Consider the following 17,461-nt stretch of genomic DNA (forward strand, 5'->3'; position numbering starts at 1 on the left):
AAATGTTTGTTTTAAATTGTTCGCCATTTGGTAATTTACATGATTTTTAAGTAAAAGTCAAAGATTTTAACAAAATAAATAAAAAATATGTAGGAGGAGACAAGAAAGTGTTTAAAATATAGAAAATCGCAAACCTTTTTATAAGTATAATATGTAATTGAAATAGTAAACCTATACAGGATTTCACATGATAAGACTAGCTTATCGTTCGTAATCTAAGTACAATATAGTTGTTTCAGAAAATTCAGAGGAGTGGTGGAAATGGCGGTAGAGGTGTATTTAATTTTTAATGGGAATTGTCGAGAGGCTGTATCATTTTATGAGCAAGTTTTTAATACGGACAAGGCTGAAATTATGACATTTGGCGATTCACCAAGTGATCCAAGCTATCCATTACCAGAAGAAGCAAAAAATCTCGTTATGCATACACGTTTATCGATTATGGGAAGCACGGTAATGTTTTCAGATACTTTCCCTGGTTCACCATTTACAATTGGCAACAACGTAACATTAGCTGCTGTGTCTGATGATGAAGCCCAATTGCGAAAAGCATTTGAGGGACTTAAAGAAGGTGGCAAAGTAACAATGGAGCTACAAGAAACTTTTTGGAGTAAATGTTACGGGTCTCTTACTGATAAGTTTGGTATTGAATGGCAGATTAGCCATGAAGAAAAAGCTAAATAAATATATAAAGAAGCACGATGAGCAGAGAGAAACCTTTGCTCATCGTGCATTTTTTAATATTTAAAACGGTTTACATAGCTTTGTAATTCATCTGCCATATCGAGTAAAGCTTTGGCAGATGCAGTCATTTCCTGCATTGAGGATAGTGTTTGTTCAGTTGAAGCAGCAACTTCCTCTGAAGCCGCTGCATTAAGCTTAGCATGGTCAGTTAACTCAATAGCAGTTGCTGAAACTTCCTCCACTACCGCTGAAATTTCTTGCGCAGAAGCTGAGATACCCTCCATTTTTGGTGCAATATTACGTAAGCTTTCAGTAATACTAGCAAATTTTTTGCTTGTGTCTTCTGATAACAGTATACCTTCTTGTACATCTGAAGATGCTTTCACCATTGTTTCAACAGACTTAGCAGTATCTTGCTGAATACCTGTAATCAGCGAGGAAATTTGCTCTGCAGATTGATGTGATTGCTCGGCTAGTTTTCTTACTTCATCGGCCACTACGGCAAAACCTTTACCATGTTCACCTGCTCTAGCAGCCTCAATTGCAGCGTTTAAAGCCAGTAAATTCGTTTGGTCTGAAATAGCACTTATAATTTCTAAAATGGAACCAATTTCTTTTGAACGATCGTAAAGCGACTTAATCATTTTGTCTGATTGCGCAACCGACTCATTAATTGAATTCATTTGGTTGACAGTCCGTTCAACAGATTGACCTCCTTCTTCTGCTTGCACAATAGCGTTGCTAGAAAGATCTGTAACTTGCATGGCGCTATCAGCCACTTCAACGACGCCTTGTGCAATTTCCTCAATAGAGATAGCATTTTGGTCACTACCTGTTGTCTGACTTTCTGCACTAATTGCTACTTGTTGCATCGCCTGTGCAACTTGCTCTGAAGATGCAATATTTTGTTCTGCATGTGCAGATAATCCGTGTGCAGATGCTTGTACATGTTGGACGCTTTGATCAACATTGCGAATAAGCTTTTTCAAATTAACTTTCATTGAAACGAAAGCCTCTCCAAGCTGTCCAATTTCATCCTTAGAATGTATTTCAATAAATTCCGTTAAATCGCCTTCGCTAATTTTAATAGCACTATGCTTTAGTCGATTAATCGGATTCACAATGGATTTGATCATCAGAAGCATAAACACAACGCCGACAATAATTGAAATAACAATAATGATTAAGTTGATATTAAAGGTTGAAGCTGCGGCTTTTGTTGCTTCAGCTGAAAACATTGTACCAACAAGCTTCCAGCCTGTTAGTTCATTGGTGATAAATTGTAGCTGTCGATCCTTTTCAACAATTGTGCCACTGTCTTGCTCATAAATTTTTGAAATGTAGCTTTCAGTAGCTTCTGAACCACTTTCTTTATCATGTTGGGAAATATACGTTTTGTTGTTATCTAAAAGTGAGGCAAAGCCCGTTTTTCCAATGTGAATATCGTTGGTAATGTCACTTAGTGTAGATATATTGAGATCTAAACCAATGACACCGGAACCATCTGGTAAAGCTTGTGTAATCGTAATAACCATGGCACTTGAAGCTTGTGAAATATAAGGTGCTGTAATGGCTATTTGCCCCTTATTACTTAATGCTTGCGTATACCAAGGTCTTGTACGTGGATCAAAGTTACTTTGGTATTGTTGTACAGGCTCATCTATAATCTTACCTTCACTAGTGCCGAGATAGACGAGCTCAACTTCTGGGTGCATATTAACATATTCTTGTAATAGCGATCGAAGCTCTGGAACTTTACTTTCTTGTAAATAAGATTGATTAATTTTCTTGGTAAAATATTGAATGTCCTCAATCTTCGGTTTAATAGTACCTGTAATATTCGTATCAAGCATGCGAATACTTTCGGTAGCACTTGCTTGCTGTTCCTTAGAAATTTGCTTCTCCGCACTTTGGTATGAAATGATACCAATGATTAATGTTGGGATGAGAAGTATTGCTAAGAATGAAAAAATGAGCTTTTTTCGTAAACTTAGTTTTGTCACTTGTGTTATCCTCACTATAATATTATTGTTCTATACATTTCCCAAGAAGGTAAATAATAGATGACTAGCTCATTTTAACAAAAAAAAAATAAAAGTTAAGTCTTTATCAGTTTTTCTTTTATTAAGATAATTAAGAAAATCTCAAAATTTCACTAAAAATAATAACTGCTACGGACATATAAAATTATGTTTTGATGTATACTATTGTTCAAAAGGGAGGGCTTTGTCATGATTCAACAAATTGGACAAGTAATGTTGTATGTAAATGACCAAGATGCAGCTGTAGCGTTTTGGACAGAAAAAATTGGCTTTGTAGTAGTAGCGGATAATACAGAGGCGGAAATGCGCTGGATTGAAATTGCCCCTACAAAAGACGCGCAAACATCATTTGTACTACACAACAAAGAAATGATTGCTAAAATGCAGCCCGAATTAAATTTAGAAACACCTTCTATTATGTTTTATGCCGATAATATAACGGAGATGTACCAAGATTTCCAAACGAAGGGAATTAAAGTGGGCGACTTAGTAATGATGCCAATGGGTAGAGTTTTTAATTTCGCGGACCACGAAAATAATTACTTCGCTTTAGTTGAAAAATAACATGTAGGGTCGTTTTTTACGTCCTACAAAATTAAAAATCCGCTTGCTTTCCGTTGAACATTGCGTAGGACAGCCTTATTTTCTCTCAGGGCTTATGTTTTATGCTGTGTTCGCAGGAATGTATGCGGACTTTTTAGTTTATATCGGTATTCTCGCTTTATGTTAAATCCTCGCCATATATGGACACGGATTGTCGATCAACTACAAATTCTCGACCATTCCATTTTAAAATGTTTTCAACAAATCCTAAACCATCCGCATGATATCTGCCCGCAATTTCCTGATAGGCTAATAGTTGATATGTTCCTTCCCGAGCATAATCAATAGGATATAATCCGCTAATAGGGTCAACCCAGCCTTCAATCGGTTGCTTCAATGTACCATCTTTATTATAAATTTCTGCTAAATATTCGGCTCCTTTATATTGTAAATCGAGAATATACTGCTTTTTAGGATTCGTGCTACGAACGGATGCTTTGTAGTTATTTAAATAATTGACCGAGTAAGTGAGTTTATTATTAAATGACTCCGTATCAAATATCGAAAGCAATTTCCCGTTTATCGAGGAAAAAATCTCACCATTAATAATGCCACCACTGCCACCAGTATCAGAAATAATAAGAATATCTTCTATATGATCCCCTGTAAAATCGCCTAGAAAAATCGTAGGGTTATAGCCAATGTTTTCTTTCAGCCCAATTTGTTGGAATTGTCTTGTTTGTCCGTAAAAAACAACTAGTGTTAGATTCTGCCATAGGGGACTTTCCGGCGTTTTAGTACCCATTAAAAAAACTGTATCGAAAAAGCCATCACCGTTTATATCTCCAAATTTCGTTTGAATAATTTGAGGAGCTATATGTGTGATGTTTACAGTATTTGGAGATGGACTCGTATTTTTGGTCATTTATACACCTCTTTCTTAGTGTTAGCATATGTTTTAAATACAGCTTGGTGCACAAAATAAAGAGCTGAAATAAGGAGAAAACAAAACCCTATAATTCTTACAAAAAAACTTGTGATTAACCATTGACAATTAAACATGTTGAAAGTATCATAATGACAATGAATCTGAAAATTCAGTACTAAAGTGATCTCACCACTAATGTAGGTAGAGATTTTTTTACAACATTAATTCTTAGTAAATATATATGTTTTATATAATTTAGGAAGAAGGAGATTTTCTTGAAAGAGTTATTTATTAAAACTGAGCGCCAGCAATACTGGTTGGAGCAGCTTGCTTCAATTGCGGAACCAATTAAATCAGAGGCTGTAGAAGTCGATGAGCAATCGCGTTTCCCATTTGAGGCACATAAGCTATTACTGCAAATCGGCTATCCAAAACTAACATTACCAAAACAATATGGCGGAGAGGGACTATCTGTTTACGATATGATCCTCGTTCAAGAAACACTAGCTAGCTACGACGAGAACGCCTCTCTTTCACTAGGATGGACTCTAGGCGTTGTTGGTGAGATATATGATAAGAAACTGTGGGCAGACGATATTCTCGAAGAGTTTGCTTTGGAAGTACAAAAAGGTGCCATCATAAATCGAGCTGTCAGTGAATTAGCAACTGGTAGTCCGACACGAGGTGGTCGCCCTGGAACAACTGCTGTATCAACAGATAATGGCTGGTTATTAAGTGGCCGTAAAATATTTACGACTGCATCACCTGTACTAGATTATTTCTTGACATCTTCTTGGATTGAAGAAAAAGGGCAAATAGGCTTCTTTCTCATTCATAAAGATGTAACAGGGCTATCGATTGTAGAAAACTGGGAAATGTCTGCGATGCGTGGCACAAGCAGTCATGATTTAGTGTTAGAGAATGTCGTTGTCCCTAAAAACCAATTAGTAGAATTGCCGAATCACCCAAGCGGTGGCAAAATCAATGGCTGGATTTTACATATTCCAGCAACTTACTTAGGGATTGCACAGGCAGCCCGAGACTATGCGTTGCATTTTGCTAATCATCATCAACCAAATAGTTTAAATGCTCCGATTAGTACATTGCCTAATGTGCAGCAGCTATTAGGTGATATTGAATTGAAGCTTCATCAGGCACGATTTGTGCTATATGGAGTAGCGGAAGCTTATGATGATCCAGCTAGACGCGATACTTTAACGAATGAAATGGCGGTTGCAAAGCACACCGTGACAAATATTGCGATAGATATTGTAGATAAGGCGATGCGTGTAGTTGGAGCAAAAAGTTTGCAGCTTACGAATCCATTACAGCGCTATTATCGCAATGTCCGTGCAGGTTTACATAACCCGCCAATGGATGATATGACAATTATTAAATTAGCGACAGCTGCTATTGAGCAGCAGAAACTAACGGAACATTAATATTAAAATCACTTGAGATTAAGGGGAAATGACATATGTTTAAACAGAAGAAAAAATTATTACAATTTGCAGCAGTCGGGTTGGCTTCTCTTGCTATTTTAGCAGGATGCAGTTCTGGCGAAGCATCTAAAAATGAAACTGAAGATGGGGTTAAAGTTCGTACTGTAAAGGTAGCTTACGATCAAGCTTCTAAGCCAATTAGCTATATTGATGATAAGGGAAATCCAACTGGTTATGATGTGGAAGTAATGAAGCTAGTAGATGAATTATTACCAGAATATAAGTTTGAATACGTAGGGACTACAAGCGATGATTTACTAATCGGTGTAGAGCAAGGAAAGTACCAAGTAGGTGTAAAAAATGCATTCTTTACACAGGAGCGTACAGAGAAGTTTATTTTCCCTAAAGAGTTTTTAGGGTTAAGTAGTGCAGGTTTAGTGCTACGCAAAGAAGATGAAGGTATAAAAACATTAGCTGACTTTGCGACAAAGGGCTACTCGCTAGCGCCAATCGCTGCAAACAATGCACAGTATACAATTATTGATGAGTACAATAAAGCAAATCCAACTAACGAAGTTAAATTACAAGCTGGTGATGCATTTACTGTCGATGTGGTGCAATGGGTAAATGAAGGTCGCGTTGATGGTGGTGTCATGATTGAAGGGCCATTCAAACAGCAAGTATTAGCTGATGATGGCGCTTATCATAACTTAAAAGATGAAGTTGTTTACAACGAGTTTGCAGTGATTAAAACATGGCCATTGTTCAACAAAAAAGAGCAAGAATTTGCGGATGCTTACGATAAAGCTATTGCCCAAATTAAGGAGCAAAAGAAAACAAGTGAATTAAGTAAAGAATTTTATGGCCGTGATTTATTTGAAGTGTTAGAAAACGTAAATCGATAATTTTTTAAAGGCTGCCTGAGTCAACATACTCAGCAGTCTTTCTTAATAAACGGAGAACAAAGGTGTTGTTTCGTAGCAGCCTTTAGTGAAGACATTTTATAAAGTTGGTGAGGAAATGGAGAAATATTTTGATGCATCGTACATTTGGAACGCTATTCCCTTATTATTGCCGTTTTTAAAAGTAACCTTTTTAGTTGCAGGTTCTTCCATTGTGTTAGGTACATTTTTCGGCTTGTTATTAGCTGCAGCAAAGTTAAGTTCAAAGAAAGTGTTACAAAAAATAGCGAATTTGTATACAACGGTTATGCGTTGTACGCCATCTATCGTTCTATTATTCCTTGTATATTACGGGGTACCTGCATTAGCAGAAAACGTTGGTTTAAATCTTCATGCGATAGATACAGCGTTCTTTGTTGTCGTAACATTCACATTGCAGTTTGCTGCAATCATGTCAGAAGTGATTAGATCTTCTTATTTAGCTATTAACAAGGGGCAGTATGAAGCGGCTGTCAGTGTAGGGTTAACACCATTTCAAGCCTATCGTCGTATTATTTTCCCCCAAGCACTTGTTATTGCATTGCCGAACTTCGGGAATGGCATGATTGCGTTATTACAAGAGGGTGCATTAGCTTACACAATCGGGTTAATCGATATTGTTGGGAAAGCGAATTTAATTATAGCTAGTAATATCAATGCGCATGCACTAGAAATTTATATTGCACTTGCGATTGTCTATTGGGTACTATCCATTGTTATTGAAAAATTCTTTGCTATGTTGGAAAAGTTTTTCGGCAAGGGGAAAAGAACGTTAGAAACGACGTAAGGAGGCGTAATCATGAACTATCAATTTTTAGTTGAAACCTTTTTTGTGGCATTATCCGGCGTACCGATTGCACTCCTTGTAACGGTTGTTGCGTTGCTCGTTGCCCTACCACTAGGATTTTTATTAGCACTAACACGCATCAATAAAATTCCAATTATTCATCATCTAGCAAAAATTTATGTATCCTTTGTTCGAGGTACTCCAATTATTATTCAGATATTCATTATTTATAGTAGCATTCCACTAATTCTAAAAATGATTTTTGAAAAATATCATATTGCCTACGATATATATAAAATCAATCCGATTTGGTATGCGTTTATTGTCTTTGCTTTTAGTACAACAGCTATTTTAATAGAGGTATTCCGCTCGGCTTTAAGTACTATTGAGAAGGGCCAGCTTGAGGCAGCACACGCGGTCGGTTTAACGACATTTCAAGCATATCGACGAATCATTATTCCACAAGCTTTAGTCGTTGCTATGCCGAATATTTGTACAGCAACAGTGAACTTAATAAAAGCGACGTCATTGGGTTATGCAATGTCATTGCCAGAAATTACACTGAAGGCCAAAGTAGCTGCTAATGTCGGCTACAATTATGTGGAAGCATATCTTGATATTTTCATCGTGTATTTAATTTTGTGTAGTACGGTTGAATACCTGTTTAAGCGATACGAGAAACATTTGAGCAAATACAAAATGGCAAATGCCTAAGGGGCGATTATCATGTTAAAAATCAAAAATATTCACAAATCATTTGGCAACAATGAAATTTTAAAAGGTGTAGACTTATCAATTGATAAAGGTGATGTAGTTGTTATTTTAGGTCCGAGTGGCTCCGGTAAAACGACATTATTGCGTTGCATTAACTTTTTAGAAAAGGCTGATCAAGGGCATGCAACGTTTGGGAATATCGATGTAGATTTTCAAAACGTAAAGAAGAAGGATGTTCATGCTATTCGACAACGTGTCGCTTTTGTATTCCAAAATTACAACCTCTTTACTAATAAAACAGCTTTAGAAAATGTTACAGAAGGGCTTGTTATTGGTCGGAAAATAGCAAAGGCTGAGGCTATTGAAATCGGCAAAAAAGCGCTCGACAAAGTAGGTTTATCAGAAAAATATGATGCTTATCCAAGTCAGTTATCAGGTGGTCAACAGCAGCGTGTTGGTATAGCTCGTGCAGTTGCCTTAAATCCAGATATTATTTTGTTTGATGAACCGACATCTGCGCTTGATCCAGAGTTAGTAGGAGAAGTGTTGACCGTTATGAAAAACATTGCGAAAGAAGGCACGACAATGCTTGTAGTAACGCATGAGATGGGTTTTGCAAAGGATGTCGCAAACCGCGTTATTTTTATGGACGGCGGTGTTGTGGTGGAAGAGGGAAGCCCACATGATATATTCGTTAGTCCAAAAGAAGAGCGGACGAAAAAGTTTTTAAAGCGTGTAACACCAGAAGACTATACGTTTTATATTTAGCTTTCTTTAACAAATTTTCTCTACTTCTATAGGGGTAGGGGTGAATGTACTTAAAGTTAAATGCTCGGGAATTTTTAAAGGTCCTTTTAAGCCGGCTCTAAAAATCTGATTGCAAGCCAATGCGTAAAGCCGACAATATAGATGTTCCGCTATTTCTACGTTTCAATATATAGTGAAATCTGCTAGACAATTAATGAATGTCAAGTGGATTTTTACTATTTTTTACAGATTGAAAATGGGTAGCAAACGAGGAAGATTGTTATTGCATTAGTTGCATAAATATTCGTTATATACATTTAGTATGCATATAAACTATTAGGATGAATGTTCTATTGTTTGTCTGGAAAGAGACTGCTTCGAAAAAAACGGGCAGTCTTTTTTCTTTTTCAAATGATAGATTTTTATTAAAAAAGAGCTTATTTTTGGATAGTTATGTAACGGGAGTTTATTCAAAAGAGGGCTAAAATCGCACACTGACTTTTTAAACATACACGTAGAATGATAGTGAAATGAGTTGATAGCGAGCGAAGTAATTACATATTTTTTAATATTAAAATTGAAATGATTTTGCATTGTTCTAATTGACTAAAGTAGTAGATTTTCGCTGTATTATGTATAAAATTTTAATACTTTATTAAACAGAATTATCAAAAAATATTGACATTTAAGTTTTAATTTTTTATATTTTTACTAATATATTTCCGTTTATCGGAATATATTTCCGTGTAACGGAAAAGGGGGTGGAGTAGATTTCTTGTCTAATGTAGCAAGTTTCTACTTTTGAAAAGGTTTTAAACTACGAATGTAAAGGGGAGAGAGAATGGCAAATCTACAGGAAGAAAATAATTTAGAAGAGCCAAAAACTAAAGGTATTAATGCGTTTGTTTTAATGTTTATCATTATTTTGGTAATGAGCGCCCTTACTTATATTATTCCAGCAGGTCAGTACGATCGAGTAGAGAGTAATGGTCGAATGGTTGTGAATCCTGAATCATTTCAATATATTGATTCGAGCCCAGTTGGTTTTCTTCAAATATTTAATAGTGTCCATTTAGGGTTGCTGGAAGGTGCCTCCATTATTTTATTTGTATTTTTATTTGGTGGCGCACTTGGTATCATGCAAAAAACAGGAGCTATTGATTCATTTATTAAAGTAATGGCTTCTAAGTTTGGCAAGAAGGAGTATGTATTAATTCCGATTCTTATATTAATCTTTGGTAGTTTAGGCACTTTAATCGGTTCAGCTGAGGATACACTAGTATACATTGCGATTATTATTCCATTAACGATGGCTCTTGGAATGGACGCAATTACAGGATTTGCGATAGTAATGCTAGGGACATTAGCTACTGGATTTACATCGGGGATTACGAATCCGTTTAACATCGGGGTTGCTCAAACGATAGCTGAATTGCCAATGTATTCAGGTATGTCCTATAGAATTATTGTATTTTTTGTTTTTTATCTTTTAACGGTAATCTATATTATTAGACATGCTAAAAAAGTTAAAAAAGATCCGTCTAAAGGGATTTACGGGAAATTTAAGCCAGAAGAAAGTGTTGAAATATCATTAGACTTTAAAATGAGTGGGCGCCACTTATTAGCATTGCTTGTGTTATTGGCGAATTTTGTCGCATTAATTGTTGGGGTTATTAAGTTTCAATGGTATATCAGTGAAATTGGTGGCGTGTTCCTATTAAGCAGTATTATTATGTCAATAATTTGTAAAATGAGCCCGAATAAAATGGCTGAAGGCTTTATTTCAGGGGCTAGAGATATGGTAGAGGGTGCGCTTATCATTGGCTTTGCTCAAACTATTTTAGTTATTACTACATCAGGTGGCTTAATTGATACGATTTTACATTTTGTAGCGAATGCAGTAAGTGTACTACCTGCTTCCATTAACGCTGTGGGCATGTTCTTACTACAGCTTTGCTTAAATTTCTTAGTGCCATCAGGAAGTGGACAAGCGGCTTTGACAATGCCAATTATGACACCGTTAGCAGACTTAATTGGTGTATCAAGACAGACAGCGGTATTGGCTTTCCAGTTTGGAGACGGTATTTCAAACATGGTAATCCCTACAAGTGGTGTATTGTTAGCAGGTCTAGCAATCGCAGGTATTCCATTCTCTAAATGGTTTAAATGGGTGTTCCCATACTTCGCTATTCAAACAGCTTTAGCTATAATTTTACTAATTATCGCTCACGCTATGAATTACGGACCGTTTTAACTTGGTAGAATGATAGGAGGATTTGCAAATGATAGAAACAAAAGATTTAAAACAACAAGTCATTGCCTGGAGACAGCATTTACATATGCATCCAGAGTTATCACATCAAGAATATGAAACAGCAAATTATATTTATAACCAATTAATAACATTCCCACATTTAGAAGTGAAGCGCTTAACTGAAACGAGTGTTTGCGCATTTTTAAAAGGAACGAAAACAGACGGTAATGGTCATACTATTTTATTACGTGCTGACATCGATGCATTGCCAATTGAGGAAGAGACCGATCTGCCGTTTAAATCAAAAAATCGAGGTGTCATGCATGCTTGTGGGCATGATGCGCACCCAGCCATGTTATTGGGGGCTGCAAAAGCATTAGCAGAGCGAGGAACAGATTTCAATGGTGAAATTCGTTTTGTTTTCCAACACGCAGAGGAGGTAACACCAGGGGGAGCGGCACAACTTGTTTCTCTAGGTATCGCAGAAAATGTAGATTATGCATTTGCATTACATGTAAGTCCTGATTATAAAGTTGGTCAGTTTGCCATGAAGGATGGGAAATTTACAGCGGCGGCGGATGATTTTGAGATTAAGATTTATGGACGTGGTAGCCATGCCTCTATGCCTGAAGTAGCGATTGATCCGTTGTTAATTGGTTCAGAAATGGTTGTTGCACTGCAAACAATCGTGTCGCGTAAAGTACCAAGTATCCATGCTCCTGTCTTAACGGTAGCACAATTCCATTGCGGCACAGCATTAAATATTATTGCTGATACTGCTGAGCTAGGTGGTACAATACGTTCACTAGACGCGACAGTACGTGTCGATGCTCGTCATCATTTAGAAAAGATTGTAAATGGTATAGCGGCAATGCACGGAGCAACAGTAGAGATTAAATGGGAGCTTGGCTGTCCTTCAGTGACAAACGATAAGGAGCTAACGGCATTATCACGTCGCTTAGCGGGCGATATTGTTGGAGCAGAGGGTGTACAAGAATTAGCTGCACCAATGTTCGGCACAGAGGATTTTGCAGATTTTTCTGAGGCTGTCCCTTCTTCTATGCAGTTTATAGGGGTGCATAACGAGGAGTTTGGTGAAGCATATCCGTTGCACCACCCACGCTTTAAACTAGATGAGGATGCCCTTATTTACGGTGTACGCTATTTTGAAAATATCGCACGGACATTATGTCCATAAAAAATACCCGCCAGTGTTGGCGGGTGTTTTTTTGTAGAGGTCTTCTGCTGTTGATTTCCGCTACGGGCGGACGCTTTCCGCGGGCACACCGTAAGCCGTAACCCACGCTAACGCGCGATCTGTTGCGGCTTACGTTTTGTGCTGTTCTCGCAGGAGTCGCGCCCTCCGCTCCAATCAACTAAACCAGTAGGCAGGGAAATTCTACTTTTGGTCCACGGTATGGATAAAAATAACAAAAGATATAACAGGAGTGAATTTCTTGTTGCCTTTTGTCGACATTTTAAAACTCCCGCATATGAAGGCGGGAGTTTTTCTTGTTAAAGCGTATTATTTTGTATAGTTATCGAAGTAACCTTGAATATAAATCATTGGTGTTCCTTTGTCGCCTGAGCCTGAAGTTAAGTCAGAAAGAGAACCGATTAAGTCTGTTAATTTACGAGGTGTTGTACCTTGAGCGGCCATTTGACCAGTTAAATCCTCGTCTTTATTTTGAATATATTCAGAGATAGCTGCTTTTAATTCTTCTCCACGAAGATCAGCAAAGTCATTATCTGCTAAGTATTTTAATTTTACTTCATTCGGTGTACCATCTAGGCCAGCAGTGAAGGCAGGAGATACAACTGGGTCAGCTAGCTCCCAAATTTTACCCACTGGATCTTTAAATGCGCCATCGCCATAAACCATTACTTCTACTGTTTTACCAGTAGCTTCTTTGATTTTTGCTTGGATGCCATCAACGATTGGTTGGCAAGTATGTGGGAATAGTTTTACACTTTCTTCAGTCGCTTTGTTTGAACCAAGTAGACCGTATTCAGCATTGAAGCCTGAACCATTTACAGATACAGCTAAAATGTTATCTAACGAGAATACTTTTTCAGCACCATTTGTTGTTAAAATGCGTTTTGTACGGAAGCGAGTGTGAATATCACATGTTAGTACGCTTTTTGTATAGTCTAAAATTGTTTTCGGGTTGTTTGAGAAGATTACTTCACAAGCAGCTCCTTCAGCTTCAATTAATTCTTTGTAGTATTCGATATAATCGACACCTGTAAATGTGTGTTTTTTATAGCCGAAATGTTCACGGAATTCAGCTTCCGTTAATGTATCTGTCCAAGGGTTAATACCTTTTACATCTAATTCATCGATATCAACTAAGTGGTTACCAACTTCATCAGATGGGTAGCTTAGCATTAAAACAACTTTTTTTACACCTTTTGCAATACCACGTAAGCAGTTTGCAAAGCGGTTACGGCTTAAAATTGGGAAAATCACACCAACAGTATCGTCGCCGAATTTAGCAGCTACGTCCGCTGCAATGTCATCGATTGATGCATAGTTACCTTGTGCACGAGCTACAACTGATTCTGTTACTGTAACAATATCACGATCTTCAATTGAATAGCCTTCCACTTTAGCGGCATTTAACACTGTATCAACAACGATTTGTTCAATATTATCACCTTCGTTAATAATAGGACCACGAAGACCTCTTACAACTGTACCAACTACACGTTCCAAAATAATCTCTCCTCATAAAAAGCTATATGTTAATTTAAATAATATGAATAAAATCAATATGATTTTACTATACGCTCAGTTAATGATATAAGTAAAATTAATAGTTTGTATAATAGCTATAAGGAGTACTTATATGATAGGGAAATTAGATTTATATCGTGTTTTTAGTGTTGTTGCTAAAAGTAGTAGTTTTTCTAGGGCGGCTAAAGATTTATTTATGACGCAGCCGGCAGTTAGCCAAGCAATGATGCAATTGGAAAAAGAACTTGGTACACGACTCTTCAATCGTACACCGAAAGGCGTAACATTAACGACAGAGGGGAAGCTGCTGTATGAATATACAAACTCGGCATTAGGTCTTTTAGATGCTGGAGAGGAAAAGCTTCTGGAATTTAAAAACTTAACGACGGGGCAATTAAAAATAGGTGTAGGAGATACGATTTCACGCTTCTTTTTAATGCCCTATCTCGAGGCTTTTCATACGATGTATCCGAATATTAAGCTACAGATGCTAAATGGTACGACCTCTGAAATATGTAACTTTATTAAATCTGGTGAAGTGGATGTAGGGCTTTGCAATTTTCCGATAGAAGATGTGAGTCTACAATTAACAGTGTGTACGGAAATACAGGATATTTTCGTATGTGGAGAGAAATATAAAACACTGCAATCAAAAAGCTTACGTTTTGAAGATCTACTTAAGTTTCCACTTATTTTTCTAGAGAAGAAATCCAACTCAAGAAATTATGTAGAAAATTATTTACTGTCGAAAGGAATTCAAATTGCACCTGAGTTTGAACTCGGCTCGCATGATTTAGTGCTTGAATTTGCACGTAGTAATTTAGGGATTGCTTGTGTAACTAAAGAGTTTTCACAGGATTATTTGCAACGAGGACTACTATATGAGCTTCCATTAACAGAAAGCATTCCAAATCGTAGCATTGGTATGTGTTATTTAAAAAGTGTTCCATTGTCCCGTGCTGCTACAAAATTTATAGAGATTATCGAGCGTAAACAGGCTCGTAAAACGATAAACCCTAGAACATTAAAATAAGCTTAGCGACTAAAATATAGCCAGCTAAGCTTTTTTTATGTCTCATTTTTCCTCGTAATAAATTCAATAAGTGCTTCAACATTCCGTTTATTCTTCATCGTAGGTGAGTGAAGGTAAGAAAAAGTCCGCATAAAACGTTGTTCCGCAAGTGGCAAAATGGCAATATCGCCATTTCGTATATCACGCTCAATAACACTGCCAGACAGTAAAGACAGGCCGAGTCCTTCAATGACACTTTCCTTCACGCCTTGATTGCTACTAATTGTTAGAAGTGAATGTACTTGAAGACCATTTGTGCGAAATAGATGGTCTAAATAATTGCGTGTTCCTGAGCCAACTTCTCGTGCAACCCATTTTTGTCGTTGTAATTGTGAAATAGTAATAGAGGGTTGCTCAGCAAGGGAATTGTTACTTGCACTAACTATAAATAATTCATCTTGCATAAATGGCTGAATGACGAGCTCATTGTCATGTGCTTGCCCCTCTATAAGCCCAATATCTACTTGTAATAGCTTGGTAAATTGAATAATTTCATCTGTATTGCCAATAATAACTTGTAACTCTAATTGAGGAAATTGTTGTTGAAGTTTTGACAAAATGGATGGCAGAATATTTTCGCCAATCGTAAAGCTTGCTCCAATAATGAGCGTTCCTTGAATAGAGTGATGATATGCTAAAATATCTTCCTGTGCAGCCTCCGCAATGGCCATAATTTGCTTTGCACGTTTATATAAAATTTCACCAGTAGGAGTAATTTGCACAGACTTTGGCGAGCGAATAAATAATGTCGTGTGAAACTCTTGTTCAAGGTTTTTAATATGTAGACTCACACTAGGTTGGGAAATATGTAAAATTTCTGAGGCTTTCGTAAAATTGTTTACTTCAACTAATGTAATAAAAGTTTTTAACGCATCGTATTGCATCACATCACCCCTTATAATTAGAAAAATTAATGATAGTAATTATATATATGTATTTTACTAATGATTACCTTTTTTATAAAGTAATATTCATAAAGAATGAAAGAAGTGGACAGCATGGAACAACAACAAGGGATTAAGAAATTCCTAACGCCACCTTTTATAAAGGGCATTATATTGACGTTGGGCCTTGCCTTAGTGGCTAAGTATATTTCTACATTTCCTTTCTTCTCAATTTTAGGGCAGCTTGTGATAGCAATTATACTAGGTATGGCTTGGAGAGCAGCGTTTAGTGTGCCAGATGCGTGGCAAACAGGTATATCCTTTTCGAGTAAAAAACTATTGCGTTTCGGTATTATTTTGCTTGGTATGCGGTTGAACTTAGCTGATATTTATCATGCAGGGGCAGGCGTTTTTCTTATTGCATTCATCAATTTAGTATTTGCACTGTTTGTTGTTTACGGCTTAACGAAGATATTTAATGTAGATAAAAAGCTCGGCATTTTAACAGCCTGCGGGACAGCTATTTGTGGGGCTGCGGCTGTAGTTGCAATTGCGCCTCAAATTAAAGCAAATGAAAAAGAAACAGCAGTAGGTGCAGCGATTGTAGCGTTGCTTGGTACAGTATTTACACTTGTTTATACGCTGTTGTATTCAATATTTGGTTTAACGCCAACCGAATATGGTATTTTTGCGGGAGGTACATTACATGAAATAGCTCATGTCATTGCAGCAGCGTCTGCAGGTGGTGATGAGGCTGTTGATATGGCAGTCATAGTAAAATTAACTCGCGTAGCATTACTTGTGCCAGTGGCAATAGTAATCGGTATTATGTATCAAAGAAGGGATAAAGAACAAGGAAATAAAGCATTTTCTCTTTCTATTATTCCTTGGTTTATTCTAGGGTTTTTAGTAATGAGCGGGATTAATTCATTAGGAATAGTACCACCAGCAGTTGCGCAAACTTTTGTGAACTGTGCGTATATTTTAATTGCGATGGCGATGGCAGGATTAGGATTAAATGTAGAGATTAAAACGTTTAAGCAATTGGGCATTAAAGCATTTATCGCAGGATTAATCGGTTCTGTTTGTTTATCAGTTGTCGGCTACATTTTAGTAGTCGTGTTTCAATAATTGTGTGAGTGACTGACACTTGTATTCCATATTACCTGGGGAATATTCAAAATTGTGTGAGTGCCTGGCACTTAAATTAAAAAACCATGCATATTTCTAGAAATATGCATGGTTTTTTAGATAGAATCAGAAGATATTTAAAAGGTTTACAATTCGTTATTAGCTTTGTGCTTCGATAGAAGAAGCAAGCTCAGCAATAACAATTTTACTGCCGATAATAGGGCTATTCTCAGGTTTTGCACCTTCTGAGCCAGGCTCTGGACGGTGATGTGCCGCAGCAAAAGCATCACTATTACGCCAAGCTTGGAAATGTTCCTTAGATTCCCAGTACATATTGACGCTCATTTCGTCATATGTAGGATCATCTGTCGAGATTAATACCTCTACTTTATGAAAGCCCTCAAACTGTTGTAGAGGACCTGGCTTCGTAAAGTTTGGTGCCATTTTTGCTGCAAAGCCAGGCTTTACTTGAATACGATTTGTAACAATAATCATACTATTACCCCCTAATCATTTTATTGAAGATAGTCTAAACTACAATTGAATGAATTATCA

The 17,461-nt window shown here is 37.0% G+C and carries 16 protein-coding genes; 11 read left to right on the top strand and 5 right to left on the bottom strand.

Features of this window, described 5'->3' with window-relative positions; genetic code table 11:
- Window positions 1–261 precede the first annotated feature (261 nt).
- Window positions 262–684, top strand: coding sequence for a VOC family protein (locus NSQ74_RS04085; protein ID WP_340821662.1), 423 nt, complete (start codon window positions 262–264; stop codon window positions 682–684).
- Between the two features lie 53 nt (window positions 685–737).
- On the opposite strand, the gene NSQ74_RS04090 is transcribed toward NSQ74_RS04085, so the two are convergent.
- Window positions 738–2,687, bottom strand: coding sequence for a methyl-accepting chemotaxis protein (locus NSQ74_RS04090; protein ID WP_340821663.1), 1,950 nt, complete (start codon window positions 2,685–2,687; stop codon window positions 738–740).
- Between the two features lie 228 nt (window positions 2,688–2,915).
- Between NSQ74_RS04090 and NSQ74_RS04095 the strand changes: the two genes are divergently transcribed.
- The gene (locus tag NSQ74_RS04095) at window positions 2,916–3,290 is read left to right on the top strand and encodes a VOC family protein (protein ID WP_340821664.1); all 375 of its coding nucleotides are present in this window, start codon (window positions 2,916–2,918) and stop codon (window positions 3,288–3,290) included.
- 157 nt (window positions 3,291–3,447) lie between these two features.
- Here NSQ74_RS04095 and NSQ74_RS04100 read toward each other — a convergent pair whose 3' ends face one another.
- Window positions 3,448–4,194 (bottom strand): hypothetical protein, encoded by a 747-nt coding sequence (locus NSQ74_RS04100; RefSeq protein ID WP_340821666.1) that lies wholly within the window; start codon window positions 4,192–4,194, stop codon window positions 3,448–3,450.
- Window positions 4,195–4,472: 278 nt separating this feature from the next.
- On the opposite strand from NSQ74_RS04100, the gene NSQ74_RS04105 reads away from it, so the two are divergent.
- The 7 genes from NSQ74_RS04105 to NSQ74_RS04135 all read left to right on the top strand — a co-directional run bounded on the left by NSQ74_RS04105 (window position 4,473) and on the right by NSQ74_RS04135 (window position 12,280).
- Complete coding sequence (locus NSQ74_RS04105; protein ID WP_340821667.1) at window positions 4,473–5,639, top strand: acyl-CoA dehydrogenase family protein; 1,167 nt, start codon at window positions 4,473–4,475, stop codon at window positions 5,637–5,639.
- A 35-nt stretch (window positions 5,640–5,674) separates the two neighbouring features.
- Window positions 5,675–6,544: a transporter substrate-binding domain-containing protein gene (locus NSQ74_RS04110; protein WP_340821668.1), complete on the top strand. Its 870-nt coding sequence runs from the start codon at window positions 5,675–5,677 to the stop codon at window positions 6,542–6,544.
- A gap of 115 nt (window positions 6,545–6,659) precedes the next feature.
- A complete protein-coding gene (locus NSQ74_RS04115) occupies window positions 6,660–7,367 on the top strand; it encodes an amino acid ABC transporter permease (RefSeq protein WP_340821669.1) in 708 nt (235 codons plus the stop codon).
- A gap of 12 nt (window positions 7,368–7,379) precedes the next feature.
- Window positions 7,380–8,081 (top strand): amino acid ABC transporter permease, encoded by a 702-nt coding sequence (locus NSQ74_RS04120; protein ID WP_340821671.1) that lies wholly within the window; start codon window positions 7,380–7,382, stop codon window positions 8,079–8,081.
- A 12-nt stretch (window positions 8,082–8,093) separates the two neighbouring features.
- A complete protein-coding gene (locus tag NSQ74_RS04125) occupies window positions 8,094–8,849 on the top strand; it encodes an amino acid ABC transporter ATP-binding protein (RefSeq protein WP_340821672.1) in 756 nt (251 codons plus the stop codon).
- 820 nt (window positions 8,850–9,669) lie between these two features.
- A complete protein-coding gene (locus NSQ74_RS04130; protein ID WP_340821673.1) occupies window positions 9,670–11,082 on the top strand; it encodes a YfcC family protein in 1,413 nt (470 codons plus the stop codon).
- Between the two features lie 28 nt (window positions 11,083–11,110).
- Window positions 11,111–12,280 carry a M20 metallopeptidase family protein gene (locus NSQ74_RS04135; RefSeq protein ID WP_340821674.1) on the top strand — a complete coding sequence of 390 codons (1,170 nt, stop codon included), beginning with the start codon at window positions 11,111–11,113 and terminating at the stop codon, window positions 12,278–12,280.
- A gap of 327 nt (window positions 12,281–12,607) precedes the next feature.
- Here the strand turns inward: NSQ74_RS04135 and NSQ74_RS04140 are convergent, their stop codons facing one another.
- Entirely contained in the window at window positions 12,608–13,798 is a 1,191-nt protein-coding gene (locus tag NSQ74_RS04140; protein ID WP_340821675.1) for a coenzyme F420-0:L-glutamate ligase, read from the bottom strand.
- Between the two features lie 133 nt (window positions 13,799–13,931).
- Between NSQ74_RS04140 and NSQ74_RS04145 the strand changes: the two genes are divergently transcribed.
- Complete coding sequence (locus tag NSQ74_RS04145) at window positions 13,932–14,852, top strand: LysR family transcriptional regulator (RefSeq protein WP_340821676.1); 921 nt, start codon at window positions 13,932–13,934, stop codon at window positions 14,850–14,852.
- Window positions 14,853–14,887: 35 nt separating this feature from the next.
- Here the strand turns inward: NSQ74_RS04145 and NSQ74_RS04150 are convergent, their stop codons facing one another.
- Window positions 14,888–15,775: a LysR family transcriptional regulator gene (locus tag NSQ74_RS04150; protein ID WP_340821677.1), complete on the bottom strand. Its 888-nt coding sequence runs from the start codon at window positions 15,773–15,775 to the stop codon at window positions 14,888–14,890.
- Between the two features lie 114 nt (window positions 15,776–15,889).
- Here NSQ74_RS04150 and NSQ74_RS04155 point away from each other — a divergent pair, with 114 nt between their 5' ends.
- A complete protein-coding gene (locus NSQ74_RS04155) occupies window positions 15,890–16,906 on the top strand; it encodes a YeiH family protein (protein WP_340821679.1) in 1,017 nt (338 codons plus the stop codon).
- Between the two features lie 159 nt (window positions 16,907–17,065).
- Here NSQ74_RS04155 and NSQ74_RS04160 read toward each other — a convergent pair whose 3' ends face one another.
- Complete coding sequence (locus NSQ74_RS04160; protein WP_173479220.1) at window positions 17,066–17,401, bottom strand: heme oxygenase; 336 nt, start codon at window positions 17,399–17,401, stop codon at window positions 17,066–17,068.
- Window positions 17,402–17,461: the final 60 nt, after the last annotated feature.

Origin of the sequence: Lysinibacillus sp. FSL W8-0992, from assembly GCF_038008685.1 — a bacterium.
In the GTDB taxonomy this organism is placed as follows: Bacteria; Bacillota; Bacilli; order Bacillales_A; family Planococcaceae; genus Lysinibacillus.

Excerpts from the sequence above, each read along its gene's own strand:
- NSQ74_RS04085 (WP_340821662.1), top strand. The coding sequence starts at position 262 with ATGGCGGTAGAGGTGTATTTAATTTTTAATGGGAATTGTCGAGAGGCT.
- NSQ74_RS04095 (WP_340821664.1), top strand. The coding sequence starts at position 2,916 with ATGATTCAACAAATTGGACAAGTAATGTTGTATGTAAATGACCAAGAT.
- NSQ74_RS04100 (WP_340821666.1), bottom strand. The coding sequence starts at position 4,194 with ATGACCAAAAATACGAGTCCATCTCCAAATACTGTAAACATCACACAT.
- NSQ74_RS04110 (WP_340821668.1), top strand. The coding sequence starts at position 5,675 with ATGTTTAAACAGAAGAAAAAATTATTACAATTTGCAGCAGTCGGGTTG.
- NSQ74_RS04115 (WP_340821669.1), top strand. The coding sequence starts at position 6,660 with ATGGAGAAATATTTTGATGCATCGTACATTTGGAACGCTATTCCCTTA.
- NSQ74_RS04120 (WP_340821671.1), top strand. The coding sequence starts at position 7,380 with ATGAACTATCAATTTTTAGTTGAAACCTTTTTTGTGGCATTATCCGGC.
- NSQ74_RS04125 (WP_340821672.1), top strand. The coding sequence starts at position 8,094 with ATGTTAAAAATCAAAAATATTCACAAATCATTTGGCAACAATGAAATT.
- NSQ74_RS04130 (WP_340821673.1), top strand. The coding sequence starts at position 9,670 with ATGGCAAATCTACAGGAAGAAAATAATTTAGAAGAGCCAAAAACTAAA.
- NSQ74_RS04135 (WP_340821674.1), top strand. The coding sequence starts at position 11,111 with ATGATAGAAACAAAAGATTTAAAACAACAAGTCATTGCCTGGAGACAG.
- NSQ74_RS04145 (WP_340821676.1), top strand. The coding sequence starts at position 13,932 with ATGATAGGGAAATTAGATTTATATCGTGTTTTTAGTGTTGTTGCTAAA.
- NSQ74_RS04150 (WP_340821677.1), bottom strand. The coding sequence starts at position 15,775 with ATGCAATACGATGCGTTAAAAACTTTTATTACATTAGTTGAAGTAAAC.
- NSQ74_RS04155 (WP_340821679.1), top strand. The coding sequence starts at position 15,890 with ATGGAACAACAACAAGGGATTAAGAAATTCCTAACGCCACCTTTTATA.
- NSQ74_RS04160 (WP_173479220.1), bottom strand. The coding sequence starts at position 17,401 with ATGATTATTGTTACAAATCGTATTCAAGTAAAGCCTGGCTTTGCAGCA.